The following is a 21,128-nucleotide window of genomic DNA, read 5'->3' on the forward strand; positions in this document are numbered from 1 at the left end:
AATGGAAACCCTGAATTTCTTGATGCAAGGCTTCGAAGTCGCCACGCGACCGGAAAACCTGCTGGTGGCCTTGTTCGGTGCATTTGTCGGCACCATCGTCGGCCTGCTCCCGGGCCTGGGCCCGATCAATGGCGTGGCACTGCTGCTGCCGCTGGCCTTTGCCCTGGGCCTATCACCGGAAACCGCACTGATTCTGCTCGCTGCCGTGTACCTGGGCTGCGAATACGGCGGACGCATCTCAGCGATTCTGCTCAACGTGCCGGGCGACGCCGCCGCGGTGATGACCACCCTCGACGGCTACCCACTTGCGCGCCAAGGCAAGGCCGGTATCGCCTTGTCGCTATCGGCGGTCAGCTCGTTTATCGGCAGCATCATCGCCACCTGCGGCGTGGTGCTGTTCGCGCCAATCCTGGCGAAATGGGCAGTGGCGTTTGGCCCGGCCGAATATTTCGTACTGATGATTTTCGCCATCGCCTGCCTCGGCGGCATGGTCGGCGACAAACCGGTGAAAACCCTGATGGCCGCCCTGATCGGCCTGGCCCTGGCCACCGTAGGGGTGGACTCGACCACTGGGGTGTACCGCTTCACTTTCGGCAGCGTCAGCCTGTCGGATGGTATCCAGTTCGTCATCGTGGTGATCGGCTTCTTCAGCGTCAGTGAAGTGCTGCTGATGCTGGAAAAAACCCACAACGGCCAGAAAGCGGTGAAGGCCAGCGGCCGCCTGCTGTTCAACTTCAAAGAGTTCTGTTTCACCTTCTGGACCATGGTGCGCAGCGCTGTGGCCGGCTTCGTTATCGGCGTACTGCCGGGTGCCGGCGCGACCATCGCCAGCGCCATGACCTATATGACTGAAAAACGCATGGCAGGCCCGAACGGCAAATTCGGCGACGGCGACCTGCGCGGCCTGGCGGCACCAGAAGCGGCCAACAACGCCTCGGCCTGCGGCTCGCTGATCCCCATGCTGACCCTCGGCGTACCTGGCTCGGGCACCACTGCGGTAATGATCGGCGCACTGACGCTGTACAACATCACCCCTGGCCCGCTGCTGTTCGAACAGCAACCAGACGTGGTCTGGGGTCTGATCGCCTCGCTGTTTATCGGCAACGTGATTCTGCTGGTGATGAACATCCCCCTGGTTGGCCTGTTCGCCCGCATGCTCAGCGTGCCCAACTGGGTGCTGGTGCCGGCGATCACCGTGATCAGCATGGTCGGCGTTTACGCGGTGCACAGCACCACCTTCGACCTGGTGCTGATGATCGGCCTCGGCGTATTTGGCTATATCCTGCGCAAGCTGGACTTCCCGCTGTCGGCGCTGATCCTCGGTTTCGTTCTCGGCGAGCTGATGGAAGACAACCTGCGCCGCGCCCTGTCGATCTCTGCCGGTGAGCTGAGCATCCTCTGGAACAGCCCAATCAGCCTGTGCCTGTGGGCACTCACCGCGTTGATGCTAGCCCTACCAGGCCTGCGCTGGTGGCGTGCGCGCCGTGCGGCGCAACTGGCCAATACCGCCAATGCCTAAGCCGTCTGCGCTCACCGGCTGGCAAAGCTGGTGGGCCACACCCCTGGTCGGCTTATTAGGCGGCTATCTGGCCAGCCTGATCGGCTGGCCTTTGCCGTGGATTATCGGTTCACTGCTGGCGGTGATCGCCGCGCGTTGCAGTGGCTGGTTGATCACCGAGCTGCCCGGCGGACGCAAGACCGGCCAATGGCTGGTGTCCAGCGCTATCGGCCTGCATTTCACCAGTGAAGTGCTGAGCCAGCTGCTCAGTCACTTCGGCGTGATTCTGCTCGGCGCCTTGCTCACCTTACTGCTCAGCTTGATCGGCATTATCGTGCTACGCCGCGCCGGCCTGGATCGGGCCACCGCGTTCTTTGCCAGCATGCCCGGCGGTGCGAGCGAGATGGTCAACCTGGCCCTGCGGCATAACGCCGAAACAGCCAAGGTGGCCGCCGCCCATAGCCTGCGTCTGCTGCTGGTGGTGTTGCTGATTCCGGCAATCTTCACCTGGAGCCTGCCACCCATAGCGCCGCCTATACCTGCAGCGGTGAGCTGGCCCTGGCTGGCGGCGCTGCTCCCCAGCGGCGCGCTGCTGGCCTGGTTATGGGGACGTTTGGGTCAACCCAACCCGTGGATGCTCGGCCCACTGACCGTCTGCGCTGTGGCCAGTGTGAGCTTCGATCTGCACCTGGGTTTGCCTGATGGTCTGGGCCAAGTCGGCCAATGGCTGATCGGTTGCGCACTGGGTTGCCACTTCGACCGTAACTTCTTTCGCAGCGCGCCGGGTTTTCTCGCGCGCATCCTGCTGTTCTGCCTGCTTGCCATGCTCGCCGCCGCCGCGTTGGGCCAAGGCCTGGGCTGGCTGGCCGGGGAAAACCAGAACGCGCTGATGCTCGGCATGATGCCCGGCGGCATCACCGAGCTGTGCCTAACCGCCGAGGCCTTGCAACTCTCGGTGGCGCTGGTCACCGCCCTGCAGGTGCTGCGCCTGTTTCTGGTGATGTTTCTCGCCGAGCCGTTGTTCAGGCTCTGGCAACGCTGCTGAAAATGCTTTGAGGTCCACGTTTAGCCCGCCTTGTGCGGGCCCTTTTTTGCCCGCAACGCGGCAGTTTTTGTTTAACAGATATGTCTGCAGCCACGCAGACTTGTGTCACGGGGGTACCCTCAGGTTTGGTCTAACGAGGCACCCCACATGAGCGAACTGCGCTGGCCCGCCGTGAAAACCCTGCTACTAATGCTCTGCCTGAGCCTGTTGGTCACCGCCTGCAGCCGCATCGGCCTGGCGTATCGCAACCTCGACTGGCTGGTGCCCTGGCGGCTGAACGATTACCTGAACCTCAACAGCGAGCAGCAGGCCTGGCTGAAACCCCGCTTGCAAACGCATCTGCAATGGCACTGCAGCGCCGAACTGCCGCGCTATATCAAGTGGCTACAAACCACCGAGAGCATCCTCGCCCAGCCGCAGCCGGACAGCGCTCAGCTGCTTGAGCAGTTTGCCCAGTTCGATGCCGCGCTCAAACGCATCGGCGTCGAGATCACCCCCACCGCCATCGAGCTGCTGCAGGGCCTGAGCGAGCAGCAGGTCAACGAGCTTTACGCCGCGATTGACGAAGACAATCTGGAAGATCGCCAGGACTTTCTCGACCCGCCCCTGGCCACCCAGATCAGCGAACGCCAGACGCGTATGCAGGAACGCCTGCGGCCCTGGCTCGGTCGCCTGAACAGCGCGCAGATAGAGCATATTGCCGACTGGGCCAACGGCCTCGGCGAGCAGAACCGCCTATGGCTGGAGAATCGGCAACTGTGGCAGGCAGAGCTGCGCAAGGTGGTTGCCGAACGCGATAGCGCAGACTTTGCCGAGCGGCTGACGCCCGTACTGCAACAACGCGAGCGCTTCTACAGCGACGAGTATCGCGCCAGTTATGGCCGCTCACGCCAGGCGCTGGCCACGCTGTTCAGCCAGCTGCTGAGCAGCAGCGATGAGGCGCAGCGCGAGCGCCTGAGTCACCGATTGCGGGACCTGCGCAGGGATCTTGCCGAGCAGCAGTGCGACGCCGCTTAACAGGCTGTTAGGCCTCGGGTAAACGCCAATCGATCGGGCTCAACTCATGCTGCTGGAGGAACTTGTTGGTACGGCTGAAATGGCCGTTGCCGATAAAGCCACGGTGCGCCGACAGCGGCGAAGGGTGCACGGATTTCAGCACCAGATGCTTGCTGACATTGATCAGCTTTTCCTTGCTCTGCGCATGAGCACCCCAGAGTAGAAACACCAGGCGCTCCTGCTGCTGACTAACCACCTCAATCACCTTGTCGGTAAAGGTCTGCCAGCCGATCTTGGCATGAGAGCCGGCGATACCATGCTCCACCGTCAATGAGGTGTTAAGCAGCAGCACACCCTGCTCCGCCCAATGCTGCAGGTTGCCGTGGCCGGGAATATCGATATTCAGATCGCGTTTGAGCTCTTTATAGATGTTCACCAGCGACGGCGGGGTCTTCACCCCAGGCTGCACCGAGAAGCACAGACCATGGGCCTGCCCCGGACCGTGGTAAGGGTCCTGACCGATCACCACCACCTTGGTCTGCGCTAACGGGGTGGAATTGAGCGCATTGAAGATCAGCGAACCGGGCGGATAAATCTGCTTGCCTGCGGCCTTCTCGCTACGCAGAAAATCCCCCAGCTCACGCATATAGGGCTTCTCGAACTCTTCATGCAGAGCCGCCTTCCAGCCGGCTTCGAGTTTGACGTTATCTGCGGCGCTCATGCCTGAATCCTGCTTATTCCAACGAAGACGGCACGCTAAGGAAGGCGGCTAGGCAAGTCAAGACGAGCACGTGGAACAACCCGCAAACACGTCACCTCCATACCGTCGCTAAAAGCCGACCTACGGAGCACAGGAGACAGGCCACGTTCGACGCTTCCGAAACCGTGGCGTTACCCCCTACTGCTTTAAGCGGTCGCAATGGCGTGCAGTGCTTGCGGCAATTGAACAGTACTTTCCTGATCCGCAAATAAGCCAACAACATGGCGTTATACAACATATCCAGGACGCTTTTATCCATCGCCCGAACTACCCGCTCAGTAGAGTGAACCGTAGCAACGTGCTGGAGCTCGACACCGCTAACTTTGCGTGATCAAAAGTAAAAATCCACGCGCTTTCTTACGGGTGGACGCACGACCTGGTGCCGTTAAGCCCTGGATGCCTGCGCCTCAATCACACCGTGTTGCAGCCCGCTCCTGAACTGTAAATTCCAACCGCCCATACGGTGCAGACCATGCGTTCGAATGCTGCGATTGTAGTGTTGCTAACCAGCCTGGTCGCGGCGACCTATGGCTTCGGGATTTACCTGTTTGCTCAACTCGTACCCGACATGCAGGCCTCCCTGGGCTTCGACTTCTCGTACGTGGGCAGCATCACCGCCTCGGCGCAGCTGGGCTTTCTACTCTGCGCCCTGCTGGCCGTCTGGCTGACGCCAAAAATCGGCGGCGGCTGGATGATCGTTGCCTCCGGGGCGGTGTGTGCACTGGCGCTACTGCTGATTCCGCTGTCAAACAACATCCTTGTTATCGGCGCATTACTGACCCTGCTGGCAGGCACGGCGGCAACGGTCTTTGTACCAATGGTCGATGTTATCGCCAGGGTCACGGCCTATCGCTACCGGGGGTTGGCCATGGGTCTGGTATCCAGCGGGACCAGTTATGGCGTTGCGATCAACAGCCTGTTGGTGCCTCTGTATGCTGCGCAAGGCGAATGGCGCAGCGTGTGGTGGTGGGTGGGGGTACTCACCGTGGCCATGGCTCTACTGGTACTGGTGGTGTTCAAGAAAGCCGGTTTGCTCAGTACGATCTCACAGCCGGTTGTTGCGCCCCTGGCTCTTGAGCTGGTAGTACCCAGCAAACGCTCAGCATTGATTAAGCCCTGGGTATTGCTGATCTGGTCGATGAATTTCTTGATCGGGTTTGCCACCTTTCCGTTCCAAACCTACCTCTCGTCCTATCTGCGCACCGAGCTGGGTTTTGACGTGCAATACAGCGCTCAGGTCTGGGCCGTGATCGGCTTCGTTGGCATGTTCGCAGGGCTGGCAGTCGGTTGGCTATCAGACCGCACGGGGCTCCGTGCCGCCATGTTGCTGGTCTATGGCTGTGTGGTAACGGCAGCACTGATATTCGTGATACACCCCTCAGGTCATTGGCCATTAATCGCTGCGGGGCTGTTCTCCACGGCCTTTTATCCGATTTTCGGCCTTATCCCTGCTTACGTTTCCAAGCTGGCATCATCCAGCACCATGGCGGTATCCATATTTGGTGTTGCCAACGTGATGCAAGGTTCTGGCGGCATGCTCGGCAACTACGGTGCAGGGCTGCTGGCTAATTACAGCGGCAGCTTTACTGGGGTATACGCAAGCATTGGCGGCGTGGGCGTAGTGCTGATCGTCTTGACTTTAAAGCTGCCCAAGGAAGCCCCCGAGGCGATATCAGCCGGTTTGGGCATGAACCATCCGACGGCAAGTTAGCGACTTGCCAATAGCCGGCAATCCATCGGTTTGCACTTCGCGTTAATAACTCAGACCCGGCGCCTTGGCCGGAAAGCAGCCGCGCGCTCCCAAAACCTCTGACTTAGCCCTGATGCAGCGCCCGGTAATGACTCGGCGCCATGCCCACCACTTTGCGAAACAGCCGCGAGAAGTAATACACATCGTCATAACCCAGCTGCTCGGCCACCTGGCGGATACCCTGCTCGCCTTCATCGAGCAGGCGGCAGGCGTGGGCCATTTTCAGTTGGATAAAGTCCTGAATCGGCGCATGGCCGGTCAGGGCGCGGTAGGTCTTGGCGAAGTGAAAGCGCGACAGTTTGAACTGCGCGGCCAGCTCATCAAGATTTAGCGAATCATGCAGATGGGCGCGCATCACCGCCTGCACCGCATCCACATCCAGTACCCGCCCGGACTTCAAAGTGGTGCGCGCCGGCAGCACCGCCAGGGAGGTCAACAGCACTTGCAGCTGGTGCGCGGCATGAACGAAATGCGCCTGGTTCAGACCCTGCTTGCGCAAATTAAGCAAGGCATCGAACTCTGCAAGCAAGCGCGGCTGCACCCCAATCCGCCACAGCGGCCCCTTGCCCAGGGGCTTGAGAAAATCCGCTACCAACTCGCCATCAAAATGCACCCAGTACAGCGTCCAGGGCTTGTCCACGTCCGCACCGTAGGCGTGGGTCACGCCTTTTGGCAACAGCAGCAAATCGCCACCACTAACAGCTAATCGTCCATCCGCCGTCTCCAGCCAGCCCTGCCCGGCGCGGCAGTAAATCAACAGATGATCATCCGGCTGCGGACGATGCATGCGGTGCCCCGCAGCCTGCGGGTAGAAGCCCAGAGCCAGGGGGTAGCAGCCTTGCGCCAATGGGTTTTTAGCCAGCAGGCGGCGCAGCCGGGGCGGCGTGATAAAGCGCACGCCATTGGCCGGCAGTGGCCAGTTGGAGGTATCGACCTGCGCGTTCATAGGCACCTGGCTACTGATTCAATCCCAAGATAGTCCATCTGCAGACCAAGATCGTCAATCCACAAAGCCGAACAAGGCAGCTATAACACTGACAAAACAACAATCGGACCTCAGGTCCCGCGTGGAGAAAACAATGGCCAAGGCAATCGCGCAGTTGATCGACGGTGAATGGCGCGAAAGCCGCGCCCGCGAATTTATCGAAGTCACCGACCCGGCGACCCAGGAAGTTCTGGCGTTGGCACCCAAGGCCACCGCCGAGGAAATCGAAGCGGCGATTGCCAGTGCCAAGGAAGCCTTCCTCACCTGGCGCGAAGTGCCGGTCTCAGACCGCGCGCGGGTGATGCTGCGTTACCAGCATCTGTTGAAAGAGCACCACGACGAGCTGGCGGAAATCCTTGCCGGCGAAACCGGCAAGACCCTGGCCGATGCCAAGGGCGATGTCTGGCGCGGCATCGAGGTGGTCGAGCAGGCCTGCAACATCGCCAGCCTAATGATGGGCGAGACCATGGAGAACGTGGCCCGCGACATCGACACCGCCAGCTGGATTCAGCCGCTGGGCGTATGCGCCGGCATCACCCCATTCAACTTCCCGGCGATGATCCCGCTGTGGATGTTTCCCCTGGCCATCGCCGCCGGCAACACCTTTATTCTCAAACCGTCCGAGCAGGATCCGCTGACCCCCAATCGCCTGGCCGAGCTGTTTATCGAAGCCGGCGCGCCCAAGGGCGTATTGCAGGTGCTGCATGGTGCGCGCGAGGTGGTCGACAGCCTGCTGACCCACCCGGATATCCGCGCCATTTCCTTCGTCGGTTCGGTGCCGGTCGGCCAGCACATCTACCGCACCGGCACCGCCCACCTCAAACGCGTACAAGCGTTTGCCGGGGCGAAGAACCATATGGTGATCATGCCCGACGCCAATAAACAGCAAGTGCTGAGCAACCTGGTGGGCGCCAGTTGCGGCGCGGCCGGGCAGCGCTGCATGGCGATCAGCGTGGCGGTGTTTGTTGGCGAATCGAAACAATGGATCGACGAGCTGCAAGCGCAGATGACCGACCTGCAGCCCGGCTACTGGACCGACGGCCACGCCGCCTTCGGCCCGCTGATCAGCCAGCAAGCGAAACAACGCGTGCTACGGCTGATCGCCGAAGGCAAAGCGGAAGGCGCTGAATGCCTGCTGGACGGCTCACACTGCGCAGTCGAGGGCTACCCCAACGGCAACTGGATCGGCGCCACGCTGTTTCGCGGCGTGACGACCAAGATGAGCCTGTACCGCGAAGAGATCTTCGGCCCGGTACTGGTTTGCATGGAGGTCGATACGCTGGAACAAGCTATCGAACTGGTCAACGCCAGCCCTTACGGCAACGGCACTTCGATCTTCACCCGCTCCGGCGGCGCGGCGCGGCATTACCAGCACGCGGTGGAAGTTGGCCAGGTCGGCATCAACGTACCGGTGCCAGTACCGCTGCCGTTCTTCTCCTTTACCGGCTGGAAGGGTTCGTTCTACGGCGATTTGCACGCTTACGGCAAACAAGGCGTGCGTTTCTTTACCGAAACCAAGACGGTCACTAGCCGCTGGTTCGATGAGGACTCTCTAGCCGCCGGATCGCTGGCCGGACCGAATATGACTATTCAATTGAAATGAGAACGTTGTCACCTGTTAGACCAATAGACGATCTCAACAATTAGTCGAATGGCGTAAAAAGTTCTCCGAGTACTTACAACAAGAACAAGGAGAACTGCCATGCAACGCTTGACCACTGCCCTGGCCCTCTGGGCCGGGCTTACTGCCTGTGCACAGGCGGCTGAGCCGATCACCCTCGGCCTCAACTACCCACGCACCGGCCCGTATAAGGAAGAAGGATTGGCACAGATGCGCGGAGCCTTGCTAGCCATCGACGAGCTCAACGCCCAGGGCGGTGTGCTCGGACGTACGCTGCGTCTGTCCAGCAAGGACACCGCGTCGCGTCCAGCCAAGGCGGTTAAGAACGTCGACAAGCTGGCCAGTGAAGGCGCTGCCGTGCTGTTTGGTGGCTCTTCCAGCGCAGTGGCCATCGCCTCGGGCAAGCGCGCCGCAGAACATGGCCTGCTGTATTTCGGCACCCTCACCTACTCCAACGACACCACCGGCAAGGATGGCCATCGCTACATGTTCCGCGAGTGCAACAACGCCTGGATGAGCGCGCGGGTGCTGGGGCAATACCTGAGCAAGAACCTGCCGAACAAGCGTTACTTCTACATCACCTCCGATTACACCTGGGGCCACACCACCGAAAGCTCGTTGCGCCAGACCACCGGCACCGAAGACAGCGGCCAACATCCGGGGCTCAAGGTGACCTTCCCCGGCGCACACCTGTCCGACTATCAGGACGCCCTGACCCAGGCCGCGGCAAGCAATGCCGAGGTGCTGACCCTGGTGCTGTTCGGCGAAGACTTGGTGCGTGCCATGCGCATCGCCAAAGACCTCGGCCTGACCAAGCGCATGCAGATCGTTGCTCCAAACTTGACCCAAAGTATCGTAGAGCAAGCGGGTCCAGGATTGATGGAGGGCGTAATCGGCACCGAACCCTGGACTTGGCGAGTACCGACGCTGGAGAAATCCGTGCGCGGCGAAGCCTTCGTTAAGGACTTCAGCGAACGCTATGCGATGTACCCGTCCAGCTCTGCTGCGTCGGCGTACAGCATCGTCTATCAGTGGGCCGATGCCGCCAAACGGGCGAACAGCCTGGACAGCGAAGCGCTGATCAAGGCCCTGGAAGGCCACAGCTATCAGCTGCTCAAAGATCAACAAACCTGGCGCACCCTCGACCACCAGAACCTGCAGACGGTGTATGCCGTCAAAGTCAAAGAACGCGCCGAGGTGCTCAAGGACCCGCTCAAGCAAGACTACTTTGAAATCGTCGATCGCCTCGACGCCACCCAAGCGGCACCCAGCCTCGCCGAATGGCAGGCCGAACGACGCGCCGCCGGGCAACCCCTGACCCTGCAATGAGGACTTATGGATTTCGAACTCAGCGATGAACAACGCCTGCTGGTAGACAGCGCCCGCCAGTTTGCCAGCCGTGAACTGGCCCCGCATGCCGCCGATTGGGACCGCGACCACCACTTCCCGGTGGATGTGATCAAGCGCGCCGCCGAGCAGGGCTACCTGGCGCTGTATATCAAGGAAGACGACGGCGGTCTGGGCCTCTCCCGGCTGTCCGCCTCGCTGATTTTTGAACAGCTGTCGGCCGGCTGTATCGCCACCACGGCATTTCTGACCATTCACAATATGGCATCGTGGATGCTCGCCTCCTTCGCCGATCAGGCATTGAAAGATGCCTGGTTGCCGCGCCTGGTCAGCGGCGAACTGCTGGCTTCCTACTGCCTTACCGAGCCGGATGCCGGCTCTGACGCCGCGCACCTGCGCACCCGCGCCCGGCGTGATGGCGACGACTATGTGCTGGATGGCAGCAAATGCTTTATCTCCGGCGCGGGCAGCACCGATGTGCTGATCGTGATGGCGCGCACCGGTGACGACAGCGGCGCCAAGGGCGTGTCCTGCTTCCTGGTGCCGGCCGATGCCGAGGGCGTGAAATACGGGCGCAATGAATTGAAGATGGGCTGGCGCGCGCAGCCGACCCGCACCATCACCTTTGAAGGCGTGCGCATTCCGGCAGGCAACCGCATCGGGCCTGAGGGCCAGGGATTTGTTTACGCGATGAAGGGGCTGGATGGCGGGCGGATCAATATCGCCAGCTGCTCACTCGGCGCTGCTCAGGCCGCACTGGAGCAATCGCTGCGCTACGTAGAGGAGCGTAAACAGTTCGGCAAGCCGCTGAGCGACTTCCAATCCCTGCAATTCAAGCTCGCCGACATGCTTACCGATCTGACCGCCAGCCGGCAGATGGTGCGCCTGGCCGCACACAAGCTGGACCATGGCCACAGCGAGGCCAGCCTGTATTGCGCCATGGCCAAGCGCTTTGCCACCGATCACTGCTTCACGCTGTGCAACGAGGCGCTGCAACTTCACGGCGGCTACGGTTATTTAAACGACTATCCGCTGGAGCGCTGGGTGCGCGACAGCCGCGTGCACCAGATACTTGAGGGCACCAACGAGATCATGCGGGTGATTATCGCCCGCCGCCTGCTGGATCAGGGCGGCATGCTGGATCGCTTGCTGTAACAGCCTTGGTACTGTGAATAATCGTAGGAGCGGGCCATGCCCGCGATGCAATTCGCGGGCATGGCCCGCTCCTACGTCGAGGCGTCGAAGCGTCCGCGTGGCAATGACGGCCCGGACGCTCCGCGCCCCTACACCAGGCAAGCGAGACGCAGAGCGTCCCGGCTAGTACCCACGCTGAGCGTGGGTACCATCAGACAAAATGTGTTTACGAGGATTGTTATGAGCCACGCCATCGAAGCCTACCACCCGGGCGTATTCGACCTGACCCACAAGCTCACCGTGGAAAAGCACGGCCATACCGCGCTGATCACCATCAACCAGCCGCCGGCCAATACCTGGGATCGCGACTCGCTGATCGGCCTCAAGCTGCTGGTCGAGCACCTCAACCGCGACGATGACATCTACGCCCTGGTAATTACCGGACAGGGTGGCAAGTTCTTCAGTGCTGGCGCCGACCTCAAGCTGTTTGCCGATGGCGACAAGGCCCGCGCCCGCGAGATGGCCCGGCGCTTCGGCGAAGCCTTCGAGGCGCTGCGCGACTTCCGCGGCGTATCGATTGCCGCGATCAACGGCTACGCCATGGGCGGCGGCCTGGAATGCGCCCTGGCCTGTGATATCCGCATTGCCGAGCGCCAGGCGCAACTGGCCTTGCCGGAAGCCACGGTTGGCTTGCTGCCCTGTGCCGGCGGCACTCAACACCTGAGCTGGCTGGTCGGCGAAGGCTGGGCCAAGCGGATGATCCTCTGCGGCGAACGCATCGACGCGGAAACCGCCCTGCGTATCGGCCTGGTCGAGCAAGTTGTCGACAGCGGCGAGTCCCGTGGTCATGCCCTGCTGCTGGCGGCCAAGGTCGCGCGGCAAAGCCCAGTGGCAGTGCGCACCATCAAGCCGCTGATCCAGGGAGCCCGCGAACGCAGCCCGAACACCTGGCTGAGTGAAGAGCGCGAGCGCTTTGTCGACCTGTTCGACGCCGACGACACCCGCGAAGGGGTCAACGCCTTCCTGGAAAAACGCGACCCGCAGTGGCGCAACAAGTAACCCGTAGGGTGGAAAACCGCATAGCGTTTTCCACCACAACACCGATCGATGGATGGATGGATGGGTGAAGCGTCATCCACCCTACGGCCAACGCAACGAGAATCGTAGGGTGGATCGGGGCGCGTAGCTGTCGCTCTTTACATCCACCATGACCACGCACAGTGGATGCCGCCAGTGCCTCCACACCACCATGATGGAAGCGAAGATGAACGTGCAATTTGAAGAGCGCCCAGCCCAGCACGGCATGCGCATCGGCATCGCCAGCCTGGATGCCGAGAAGAGCCTAAATGCCCTGTCGCTGCCGATGATCGAAGCGCTGGATGCCAAGCTCAAGGCCTGGGCGGACGACCCGAGCATCGCCTGCGTGATGCTGCGCGGCAACGGCCCCAAGGCGTTCTGCGCCGGCGGCGACGTGGTGCAGCTGGTGCATCAGTGCCGCGAACACCCGGGCGAAATACCGCCCCTGGCGCGACGCTTTTTTGCTGACGAATACCGCCTCGACCACCGCATCCACACCTACCCGAAACCCTTTATCTGCTGGGCCCACGGCCATGTGCTGGGCGGTGGTATGGGCCTGATGCAGGGCGCTGGTATTCGCATCGTCACCCCAGGTAGCCGTCTGGGTATGCCGGAAGTGAATATCGGTCTGTACCCGGATGTCGGCGGCAGCTGGTTTCTCGCGCGCCTGCCGGGCAAGCTCGGCCTGTTCCTCGGCCTGACCGCAAGTACTATCAATGCCCGCGATGCACTGGATCTGGACCTGGCCGACCGCGTACTTCTCGATAGCCAGCAGGACGACCTGCTCGATGGCCTGGCGATGCTTAACTGGCATGAGCAAAGCCAGCAGCAACTGCACAGCCTGCTTAAGGCCCTGGAAAACCTGGCCCTCGCCGAGTTGCCGGAAGCCCAGTGGCTACCGCGCCGCGCGCGTATCGATGAGCTACTAGACAGCGCCGACCTGCCCCACGCCTGGCAGACGATCAGCGCGTTGCATGATGACAGCGACCAGTTGCTGGCACGCGCCGCCAAGACCCTGGCCGGCGGCTGCCCATTGACCGGGCACTTGGTGTGGGAACAGATCAAACGCGCAAAATATCAGTCCCTGGCCGAAGTATTCCAGATGGAATACGCCATAAGCCTGAACTGCTGCCGTCACCCGGAGTTCCCCGAGGGCGTGCGCTCGCGGCTGATCGACAAGGACCACGCGCCACGCTGGCACTGGCCGGATGTAGCGAGCATTCCGCAGCAGATAATCGACGCGCACTTCGCCCAGCCATGGGATGGCGCACATCCGTTGGCGGATTTGTAAGGCATATCAACGCAGGAGAAAGGGCAACGCCTAATTTCATACCCGCGATGCAGCTTCGCGGGCATGGCCCGCTCCTACATAATTTTTCAGTACGTAGGGTGGATGACGCCTTTTTCATCCACCGATAAGACCGCAGCCGGTGGATGGGTGAAGCGTCATCCACCCTACATGGCCACACGAAAGTTATTCAGCGCGACAGGAGCCTAACAATGACAACAATCGCTTTTATCGGCCTCGGCCACATGGGCCTACCCATGGCGCGCAACCTGCTCAAGGCTGGCTTCACCCTAAAGGTCTTCGACCTGCTGCAAGCCGCCGTCGAGGACCTGGCCAAAGATGGCGCACACGCCACCAACAGCGCCCTGGATGCGGTGCAAGGTGCCGATGTGGTGGTGAGCATGCTGCCGGCCAGCCGGCATGTCGAAGGCCTGTACCTGGGCGATAACGGCCTGCTGGCCGCGCTCAAACCCGGCAGTTTGGTACTGGAATGCTCGACCATCGCCCCGGAAGCGGCGCGCAAGGTGCATCAAGCGGCGGCCGCGCGCGGTATCGAATTGCTCGACGCCCCCGTGTCCGGCGGCACGGCGGGCGCGGCAGCCGGCACCCTGACCTTTATGATCGGTGGCGCGGCAACCACTCTGGAAAAAGCCCGAGCGATCTTCGAGGCCATGGGCAAGAATATCTTCCACGCCGGCCCCGACGGTGCCGGCCAGGTGGCCAAGGTGTGCAACAACCAGGTGCTGGCGGTGCAGATGATCGCCACCGCCGAAGCCATGGCCATGGGCGTCGCCAACGGTCTGGAGCCCGCAGTGCTGGCCGAGATCATGCGCCAGAGCTCGGGCGGCAACTGGACCCTGGAAAAGTACAATCCCTGGCCCGGCGTGATGGAGAACGCCCCGGCGTCCAAAGGCTACAGCGGCGGCTTTATGGCCGAGCTGATGGCCAAGGACCTGGGGCTGGCCCAGGAAGCCGCCCAGGCCAGCGGCAGCAGTACGCCCATGGGCGCGCTGGCGTTGCAGCTGTATCGCCTGCTACTCAAGCAAGGCAAGGGCAAGCAGGACTTCTCGGTGGTACAGCAGCTGTTTGTCGAGTAGTTACCGCACCCGGCCTCATCGTAGGAGCAAGGGGGACGCCTAGTTCCATGCCCGCGAAGCTTTCAATCGCGGCCATGGGCCGCTCCTACGTCGATATACAATTAACCTGCAGACAGCAAAAAGCCGCAGCAAGCTGCGGCTTTTTTGTGGGCAGAACCTGCTACCTAGCGCTCGCGCAACGCCTCGCTGCGCGCACGGATAATCGGTTTGAGCAGATAGCTGAGCACACTCTTTTTGCCGGTAATAATATCCACCGAAGCGACCATGCCAGGGATGATCAGCAGCGGGTTCTCCTCACTGCCCAGGTGGCTCTTGTTAGTGCGCAGCTTGATCACATAAAAGCTGTTGCCATCATCGTCGGTCACGGTGTCGGCGCCGATCTGTTCCAGCTCGGCTTTGAGGCCACCGTAGATGGTGTAGTCGTAGGCGGTGAACTTGACCATCGCCTCCTGGCCCGGATGCAGGAAGGCGATGTCCTGCGGACGAATTCGCGCTTCGACCAGCAGGTTTTCCCCTAACGGCACAATCTCCACCAGGTCGCTACCCGGCTGAATCACACCGCCGATGGTGGTGACCAGCAGCTGTTTGACGATGCCGCGTACTGGCGAGATCACCAGGGTGCGGTTGACCCGATCTTCCAGTGCCTTGCCGGTTGATTGAATCTTGCTCAACTCGGTGCGCGCCTCGTTAAGCTGGGTCAGCGCCTCGCTGCGAAAACGCCCACGGGTTTCATCGATCTTGCGCTCGACTTCCTTGATAGCCGACTCGGCCCGCGGGATCGCCAGAGTGGTGGCCTCCAGCTGGCCACGCGCCTCCACTTCGGCACGCTTGAGGCGCAATACTTCCACCTGGGAAATAGCGCCCTGAGCCACTAGCGGCTCGGACATCTGAATTTCCTGGCGCAGCAGGCCCAAGCTATTGCGGAACTGCACTTGCTTGGAAGCGAACTCGCGCAGCTCTTGTTGGCGCTGGATCAACTGCTCTTCGAGCCCGGCCACTTCGTCAAGCAATTGCTGCTTGCGACTGTTGAACAACTGGATTTCGTTCTCTGCCTGCTTTGGCGCCTTCTCGCGCACTTCATCGGTCACCACCAGCTCGCGATCCTGAACTTCGGCGCTGAGGCGCTCCACACGCAGCAATAGGGCCAAACGATCAGCCTCGGTCTCACCGACATTGGAGGCAAAGCGGGTATCGTCCAGGCGCAGCAGCGGATCACCGGCGTCGACGATCTGCCCCTCGCGGACAAACAGCTCGGCGACGATGCCACCTTCCAGGTTCTGGATTTTCTGCAAACGCGAAGAGGGAATCGCCTTACCATCGCCCCGGGTCACTTCATCAACCACGGCGAAATTGGCCCACAGCAGGCAGAACACCACAAAGGCGATCAGGCCCCAGATGGTCAGTCGCACCACCCGCGGCGCATCCTCGATCAACGCCTTGTTGACCTCCGGCAGCGGTTCATCACCCAGCTCATCGTGCGTGCCAAAATAAGCGGCAACAGCCTGGCGCAGGCTCTTTTTCTCGGGCGTGTTAGCTGACACTGATCTGCCCCTTCTTCAGCGCTTCCATCACGCTACCTTTCGGCCCGTCGGCGATGATCTGCCCACGGTCAACAATGATCAGCCGGTCGACCAGGCTGAGCATCGAGGCGCGGTGAGTGACCAGCAACAGGGTCTTGGTGCCGATCACCGCAGACAAGCGCTGTTTGAGGCGCTCTTCACCGGTGTTATCCATGGCGCTGGTCGGTTCATCGAGCAGCAGAATCGGCGGATCAAGCAACAGCGCGCGCGCCAGGGCGACGTTCTGCCGCTGACCGCCAGAAAGGTTCTGCCCGCGTTCGCCGACCTGCAGTTCATAGCCTTTCGGATGCAACCGGGCGAATTCGTGCACGCCGGCCAATTCGGCAGCCTGCAACACCAGCTCGTCTTCGACATAGCGCGCGCCAGACACCAGGTTGTCACGCAGGGTGCCGCTGAACAGCTGAATATCCTGCGGCACATAGCCGATGTTGTGGCGCAAGTCGCTGACATCCAGCTGGCGCACATCGATGCCATCGACCAGCAGGCTGCCGGCATCAGGCTGATACAGGCCGACAATCAGCTTAGCCAGCGAGCTTTTGCCCGAGCCGCTGCGGCCGATGATGCCAATTTTCTCGCCGGGGCGAACCACCAGGTTGATGCCCAGCAGAGCAGCTTGCTGCTGCTCCGGGTAATGGAATTCCAACTGGCGGAATTCGATGGCGCCCTGCAGCGACTGGCGCTTGAGCGGGCGCTCATCGGCGTGGCGCTCCTGCGGCAGCTCCATCATCTGATTGACCGAATCGAGAGTCACCCGCGCCTGCTGATAGCGCGTGAGCAAACCGGAAATCTGCGTCAACGGCCCCAACGCGCGGCTGCTGAGCATATAACAGGCAATCAGCCCGCCCATGCTCAGGTTGCCATCGATGATCTGGTACACACCGAGCACGATCACCACCACACCCGCCAGTTGCTGCAGCAGCATGGTGGCGTTCATCGCCAAACTGGAGAGCATGCGCGCACGCAACTCCAAACGGCTGAGGGTACCAATGGTCTGCTCCCACAGATACTGACGCTCGCTCTCGGCGTTATTGACCTTGACCGCATCCAGCCCAGCCAGGCTCTCGATCAGGCTCGACTGGCGCTCGCCAGCCAGGGCCATGGTGCGCTGCATGGTCTCGGCCAGCGGGCGCTGCAAGGTCCAGCCGATCAAGGCCACCAGCGGAAAGGCAAGTACCGGAATCCACACCAGATGGCCGCCGATCATGGCGATTACCGCCAGAATCAACAGGGTAAACGGCAGGTCGATGACGCTGGCCAGGGTCAGCGAGGCGAGAAAATCGCGCAGGCTCTGAAACTCGTGAATATTCTGCGCAAAGCTGCCGACCCGCGCCGGACGGAACTTCATGGCCATGCCGACGATGCGCTCGAACAGCGTGGCGGAGATGATCAGGTCAGTCTTCTTGCCCGCCAGATCGAGGCACAGGCCGCGCAGGGTCTTCAGCAACAGATCGAAGCAGAACACCCCGGTGATGCCAATCGCTAAGACCCACAGGGTGGCTTCGGCCTGGTTCGGCACCACGCGGTCGTAGACGTTCATCACGAACAGCGGCGTAGCCAGGCCAATCAGGTTGATCAGAAAGCTCGCCGCGATGGCATCGATATACAACCAGCGCGAGCGCTTGAGGGTGTCGCGAAACCAGGAGGTGGCGCGCGGGATCAGCTCGCCACGATTGAAATCGAATTTATGCTGCGGCTGGGCAAAGAACACCTGGCCGCTGTAATCCTCGGCCAGCGCCTCGGCACTGACACGCACCTCGCCGCCCTCGCTTTCGCTGGGCATGATGCGCGCCCGGCCCTGGTCATCCCAGCCCAGCAAAATGGCACTGCGTCCATCGTGCAGCAGCAGCAAGGCCGGCATGGCCAAGGCTGGAATCTTCTCCAGGCCACGGCGTAACCAGCGCCCCTGCAAACCTGCCCGCGCCGCCGCACGCGGCAGCAACTCGGCACTCAGGCGCTGCTCTGGCAGCGGCAAACCCGCTGTGAGCATCGCGCGGCTGACCGACTTTTGGAACAGGCCGCACAGCGACAACAGGCTGTCGAGTAGAGGGTCGTCGTAGCGATCACGGGGATCGCTACGGGTTTGCATCGGGCTTGGGTCTACTGCCACTGGGTTTTACTCATCAACGACTGGGCTCAGTTCAGACCCGGCAAGTTGGCCTGGGCCTTGATCTCGTCCAGTGGTGCGGCGGCCATCGGCGCGACTACACCCTGGCTCTTGAGCAGGGAGCCCATGGTGGCCTTGATCCGGTATTGAGTAAACAGCTCGGTGAAACGCACTTCCTCCAGACGACGCGAGGCTGTGAACAACTCGTTTTCACTGTCGAGCAAATCCAGCAAGGTACGGTCGCCCAGGCCGAACTGCTTCTGATAGGACTCACGTACACGGCTGCTGTAATCGACGTACTGCTCGGCAATCGGCAACTGCTGGCGAGCATTTACCAAGGCATTCCAGGCCAGACCGAGGTCTTCATTTAATACCCGCAGTGCGTTGTTGCGGATGTCCATCGCCTGATTGGTCTGATAGGCCTTGGACTGCAGATCAGCCTTGTTGCTGCCGCCGGCGAAGAGGTTGTAGCGCATGCGCAGCATGGCCTGCCATTCATTGCTATGACCGCTGACGCCATCGACGTTGTTGTCCATACCGCGCGACAGCTCGGCATCAAAGCGCGGGTAGAAGCTCGACTTAGCCGCTTCGTACTGCTGCTCGCTGGCCTGCACATCGGCCTCAGCCGAACTCAGGAAAGGATTGTTGGCGAGCATTTCCTGACGCGCTGCTGGCAGGCTTTCCGGCAAGTGACCAGCCAGGCCGCTGGGCGGACTCAGCTCAATAGCATCACGGCCGACCACGCTGAAGTAGTTGACCCGCGCATCCGCCAGATTGGTCTGCTCGGTGATCAGGTTGTTGCGGGCCTGGGCTAGACGCGCCTCGGCCTGATCGAGGTCGGCCGTACGCCCTACACCGCTCTGGCTACGCAGAGTGATCTGATCATAAATACGTTCGTGGCTGGCCAGGTTGCTCTCGGCCAGCCGCACAAGTTCTTGGCGGGTCAGCACGTCCAGATACACCTGCGCCACCGTCAGCGCGGTGCGCTCAGAGGTACCCAGCAGTTCATAGGCACGGGCATTCACCGTGGCGCGTTGACGACCGACTTCACTGCGGGTGGCGAAACCGTCGAATACCATCTGCTGCAGGCGCAGGCTAGATTCGCCGCGATTTAGCGTTTCGGTATTGTGGTTCTGCCCACGAGTGCCAGGGCTATCAGTGCCTTCACGGCCATAACCGGCCAGCAGGTCAACCCGCGGCAGGTAACCGCCCTTGGCCGCCTTCATCTGTTCCTCAACCGACAAGCGCGCATGAATTCCCGCCTGGATCTCCGGATGCACCTCAAGGGCACTTTGCATGGCTTCATTAAGCGTTTGGCCATGGGCCGCAATGGATACCGCAAGAGCAAGAGGAAAAAGGGCAAGAAAACGCATTAAAGGAAATTCCTTTCAGACTAGGCTAGAGACTTGGAACAACGAAGAGGCAATGCGCTTGACGCAAAGTGGCACAGGATACATAAACAGCCTACAAAACGTGACGCACATCACACCCGAAACAAACCAATATCAAAGTGACATCAGCGCGCACATTGTTTATTATCGCGAGCACTCGGTCAATAGTTTGGCATAGCCGTAATTCCATAATGGAATAAGCCAAAATTATGACGTCGTCATTTTGTCAGATTACCAGCCTTTAAATCAGAACATTGCTTCACTGAATTTAACGAATTTACCGCGCCCACCTCGGAGCCCGTTATGAGCACTATCGTCGCCATCGTAAAAAGCCTTATTGGCCAAGTATTTGCCGTTTCTCCCGATGGTTTGAAGCGGCAAATCTTCGAAGGCGAACGCTTGCTTATGGGTGAACAGGTAGTAACCGGACCGGGCAGCGAAGTGACCCTGCAAATGGCTAATGGCGAGCTGGTAAATGTCGGACAAAATAGCAACTGGCAGGCATCGCCCGACGCAGCTCAAGCTGCAGGCGATAATCCCGAGCCTACGCCTGGGCTGGAGCAAGCCCTGACCGCCGGCTTCGACCCCACCGTCGACCTTGAAGCCCCAGCTGCTGGTCCAGGTAGCGGCGGTGGCACCGGCGGCGCAGCAGGTGGCGGGCATAGCTTTGTATTGTTAGGGGAAACCGGCCAGCAGCTGGAAGCGACTGTGGGTTTTGAAACCTCAAATCTTGGGCTGAGCGGCACGGGTCAGAGCGAACTGTTCGACACGGGCGAGCAAACAGACCAAACGACTGCCGCAAACGCTAACCTGGATATCACTGCCCCTGCCGCACCTAGCGTAAACCTGGCTAACGACAGCGGCACCAGTGCCAACGATCTCATTAGCAATGACGGCACGTTGGTCATTGGCGGAGTCGAACCTGGTGCAGTGGTTGAATACAGCACCGATGGCGGAGCGACTTGGAGCAATACGTTCACACCAAGCGAAGGCAGCAACACCGTCTCGGTTCGCCAAACAGATGCTGCTGGTAACACATCCCCCTCAACATCGCTGACCTTTACCCTCGACACCCTGGTGGCCGCACCGACCCTGGCCCTCACCACCGACAGCGGTGTGGCTGGCGATCTGATCAGCAACGATGGCAGCTACAGCGTCAGCGGCACCGAGCCCGGGGCCTTGGTTGAGTACAGCACCGACGGCACCACCTGGGGCACCACCGCACCGGTCGCCGTGGAAGGCAGCAATACCATTCAGGTGCGTCAGACTGATCTCGCCGGCAACACTTCGGCGCCGTCCAGTCTGACCTTTACCCTCGACACCCAGGTCGCCGCACCGACCGTGACCATCGCCACTGACACCAACAACGACGGCACCCTCAGCACGGCTGAGCTGGGCGCCGCCACCACCGTCAGCGTCAGCGTGGCCCTGCCGGCCGGCGCGGCCGTCGGCGAT

The 21,128-nt window shown here is 61.1% G+C and carries 16 protein-coding genes; 11 read left to right on the forward strand and 5 right to left on the reverse strand.

The window, feature by feature from the left end:
- The first annotated feature begins 1 nt into the window (after position 1).
- From AACY25_RS12850 to AACY25_RS12860, 3 genes are all read left to right on the forward strand, one after another.
- Positions 2 to 1,519, forward strand: a complete 1,518-nt coding sequence (locus AACY25_RS12850) for a tripartite tricarboxylate transporter permease (protein WP_339524956.1) — start codon at positions 2 to 4, stop codon at positions 1,517 to 1,519.
- The gene (locus AACY25_RS12855; protein ID WP_339524958.1) at positions 1,512 to 2,543 is read left to right on the forward strand and encodes an AbrB family transcriptional regulator; all 1,032 of its coding nucleotides are present in this window, start codon (positions 1,512 to 1,514) and stop codon (positions 2,541 to 2,543) included. Before AACY25_RS12850 ends, AACY25_RS12855 begins: the two co-directional genes overlap by 8 nt.
- Positions 2,544 to 2,690: 147 nt before the next feature.
- Positions 2,691 to 3,560, forward strand: coding sequence for a DUF6279 family lipoprotein (locus tag AACY25_RS12860; protein WP_339524959.1), 870 nt, complete (start codon positions 2,691 to 2,693; stop codon positions 3,558 to 3,560).
- Between the two features lie 7 nt (positions 3,561 to 3,567).
- On the opposite strand, the gene ung is transcribed toward AACY25_RS12860, so the two are convergent.
- Entirely contained in the window at positions 3,568 to 4,260 is a 693-nt protein-coding gene (ung, locus tag AACY25_RS12865; protein ID WP_339524960.1) for a uracil-DNA glycosylase, read from the reverse strand.
- Between the two features lie 511 nt (positions 4,261 to 4,771).
- Between ung and AACY25_RS12870 the strand changes: the two genes are divergently transcribed.
- Entirely contained in the window at positions 4,772 to 6,010 is a 1,239-nt protein-coding gene (locus AACY25_RS12870; protein ID WP_339524961.1) for an MFS transporter, read from the forward strand.
- A gap of 103 nt (positions 6,011 to 6,113) precedes the next feature.
- Here the strand turns inward: AACY25_RS12870 and AACY25_RS12875 are convergent, their stop codons facing one another.
- Positions 6,114 to 6,995, reverse strand: coding sequence for an AraC family transcriptional regulator (locus AACY25_RS12875; protein ID WP_339524962.1), 882 nt, complete (start codon positions 6,993 to 6,995; stop codon positions 6,114 to 6,116).
- A gap of 133 nt (positions 6,996 to 7,128) precedes the next feature.
- On the opposite strand from AACY25_RS12875, the gene AACY25_RS12880 reads away from it, so the two are divergent.
- The 6 genes from AACY25_RS12880 (at position 7,129) to mmsB (ending at position 14,598) form a co-directional block, all read left to right on the forward strand.
- On the forward strand, positions 7,129 to 8,637 hold the full coding sequence (locus AACY25_RS12880) for a CoA-acylating methylmalonate-semialdehyde dehydrogenase (RefSeq protein WP_339524964.1): 1,509 nt from the start codon (positions 7,129 to 7,131) through the stop codon (positions 8,635 to 8,637).
- A 99-nt stretch (positions 8,638 to 8,736) separates the two neighbouring features.
- Complete coding sequence (locus tag AACY25_RS12885; protein ID WP_339524966.1) at positions 8,737 to 9,984, forward strand: ABC transporter substrate-binding protein; 1,248 nt, start codon at positions 8,737 to 8,739, stop codon at positions 9,982 to 9,984.
- 6 nt (positions 9,985 to 9,990) lie between these two features.
- Complete coding sequence (locus tag AACY25_RS12890; protein WP_339524968.1) at positions 9,991 to 11,157, forward strand: isobutyryl-CoA dehydrogenase; 1,167 nt, start codon at positions 9,991 to 9,993, stop codon at positions 11,155 to 11,157.
- A 219-nt stretch (positions 11,158 to 11,376) separates the two neighbouring features.
- A complete protein-coding gene (locus tag AACY25_RS12895; RefSeq protein ID WP_339524969.1) occupies positions 11,377 to 12,195 on the forward strand; it encodes an enoyl-CoA hydratase in 819 nt (272 codons plus the stop codon).
- Between the two features lie 205 nt (positions 12,196 to 12,400).
- Positions 12,401 to 13,504 carry an enoyl-CoA hydratase/isomerase family protein gene (locus tag AACY25_RS12900; protein WP_339524971.1) on the forward strand — a complete coding sequence of 368 codons (1,104 nt, stop codon included), beginning with the start codon at positions 12,401 to 12,403 and terminating at the stop codon, positions 13,502 to 13,504.
- Between the two features lie 143 nt (positions 13,505 to 13,647).
- The gene (gene mmsB / locus AACY25_RS12905; protein ID WP_339524973.1) at positions 13,648 to 14,598 is read left to right on the forward strand and encodes a 3-hydroxyisobutyrate dehydrogenase; all 951 of its coding nucleotides are present in this window, start codon (positions 13,648 to 13,650) and stop codon (positions 14,596 to 14,598) included.
- Positions 14,599 to 14,762: 164 nt separating this feature from the next.
- Here the strand turns inward: mmsB and AACY25_RS12910 are convergent, their stop codons facing one another.
- The 3 genes from AACY25_RS12910 to AACY25_RS12920 are packed head-to-tail and all read right to left on the reverse strand — an operon-like array spanning position 14,763 to position 19,655.
- Positions 14,763 to 16,109, reverse strand: a complete 1,347-nt coding sequence (locus tag AACY25_RS12910; RefSeq protein ID WP_339525019.1) for an HlyD family type I secretion periplasmic adaptor subunit — start codon at positions 16,107 to 16,109, stop codon at positions 14,763 to 14,765.
- Positions 16,110 to 16,128: 19 nt separating this feature from the next.
- Entirely contained in the window at positions 16,129 to 18,264 is a 2,136-nt protein-coding gene (locus tag AACY25_RS12915) for a type I secretion system permease/ATPase (protein WP_339524974.1), read from the reverse strand.
- A 47-nt stretch (positions 18,265 to 18,311) separates the two neighbouring features.
- Entirely contained in the window at positions 18,312 to 19,655 is a 1,344-nt protein-coding gene (locus AACY25_RS12920; RefSeq protein WP_339524976.1) for a TolC family outer membrane protein, read from the reverse strand.
- 321 nt (positions 19,656 to 19,976) lie between these two features.
- On the opposite strand from AACY25_RS12920, the gene AACY25_RS12925 reads away from it, so the two are divergent.
- On the forward strand, positions 19,977 to 21,128 hold a 1,152-nt coding region (locus AACY25_RS12925; RefSeq protein WP_339524978.1), incomplete at its 3' end, for a retention module-containing protein.

This window comes from Pseudomonas sp. EA_35y_Pfl2_R111, assembly GCF_963970955.1.
GTDB lineage: Bacteria > Pseudomonadota > Gammaproteobacteria > Pseudomonadales > Pseudomonadaceae > Aquipseudomonas.

What these genes read in the sequence shown, in the direction of transcription:
- AACY25_RS12850 (WP_339524956.1), top strand. Translation starts at nt 2, where the DNA reads ATGGAAACCCTGAATTTCTTGATGCAAGGCTTCGAAGTCGCCACGCGA.
- AACY25_RS12855 (WP_339524958.1), top strand. Translation starts at nt 1,512, where the DNA reads ATGCCTAAGCCGTCTGCGCTCACCGGCTGGCAAAGCTGGTGGGCCACA.
- AACY25_RS12860 (WP_339524959.1), top strand. Translation starts at nt 2,691, where the DNA reads ATGAGCGAACTGCGCTGGCCCGCCGTGAAAACCCTGCTACTAATGCTC.
- ung (WP_339524960.1), bottom strand. Translation starts at nt 4,260, where the DNA reads ATGAGCGCCGCAGATAACGTCAAACTCGAAGCCGGCTGGAAGGCGGCT.
- AACY25_RS12870 (WP_339524961.1), top strand. Translation starts at nt 4,772, where the DNA reads ATGCGTTCGAATGCTGCGATTGTAGTGTTGCTAACCAGCCTGGTCGCG.
- AACY25_RS12875 (WP_339524962.1), bottom strand. Translation starts at nt 6,995, where the DNA reads ATGAACGCGCAGGTCGATACCTCCAACTGGCCACTGCCGGCCAATGGC.
- AACY25_RS12880 (WP_339524964.1), top strand. Translation starts at nt 7,129, where the DNA reads ATGGCCAAGGCAATCGCGCAGTTGATCGACGGTGAATGGCGCGAAAGC.
- AACY25_RS12885 (WP_339524966.1), top strand. Translation starts at nt 8,737, where the DNA reads ATGCAACGCTTGACCACTGCCCTGGCCCTCTGGGCCGGGCTTACTGCC.
- AACY25_RS12890 (WP_339524968.1), top strand. Translation starts at nt 9,991, where the DNA reads ATGGATTTCGAACTCAGCGATGAACAACGCCTGCTGGTAGACAGCGCC.
- AACY25_RS12895 (WP_339524969.1), top strand. Translation starts at nt 11,377, where the DNA reads ATGAGCCACGCCATCGAAGCCTACCACCCGGGCGTATTCGACCTGACC.
- AACY25_RS12900 (WP_339524971.1), top strand. Translation starts at nt 12,401, where the DNA reads ATGAACGTGCAATTTGAAGAGCGCCCAGCCCAGCACGGCATGCGCATC.
- mmsB (WP_339524973.1), top strand. Translation starts at nt 13,648, where the DNA reads ATGGGTGAAGCGTCATCCACCCTACATGGCCACACGAAAGTTATTCAG.
- AACY25_RS12915 (WP_339524974.1), bottom strand. Translation starts at nt 18,264, where the DNA reads ATGCAAACCCGTAGCGATCCCCGTGATCGCTACGACGACCCTCTACTC.
- AACY25_RS12920 (WP_339524976.1), bottom strand. Translation starts at nt 19,655, where the DNA reads ATGCGTTTTCTTGCCCTTTTTCCTCTTGCTCTTGCGGTATCCATTGCG.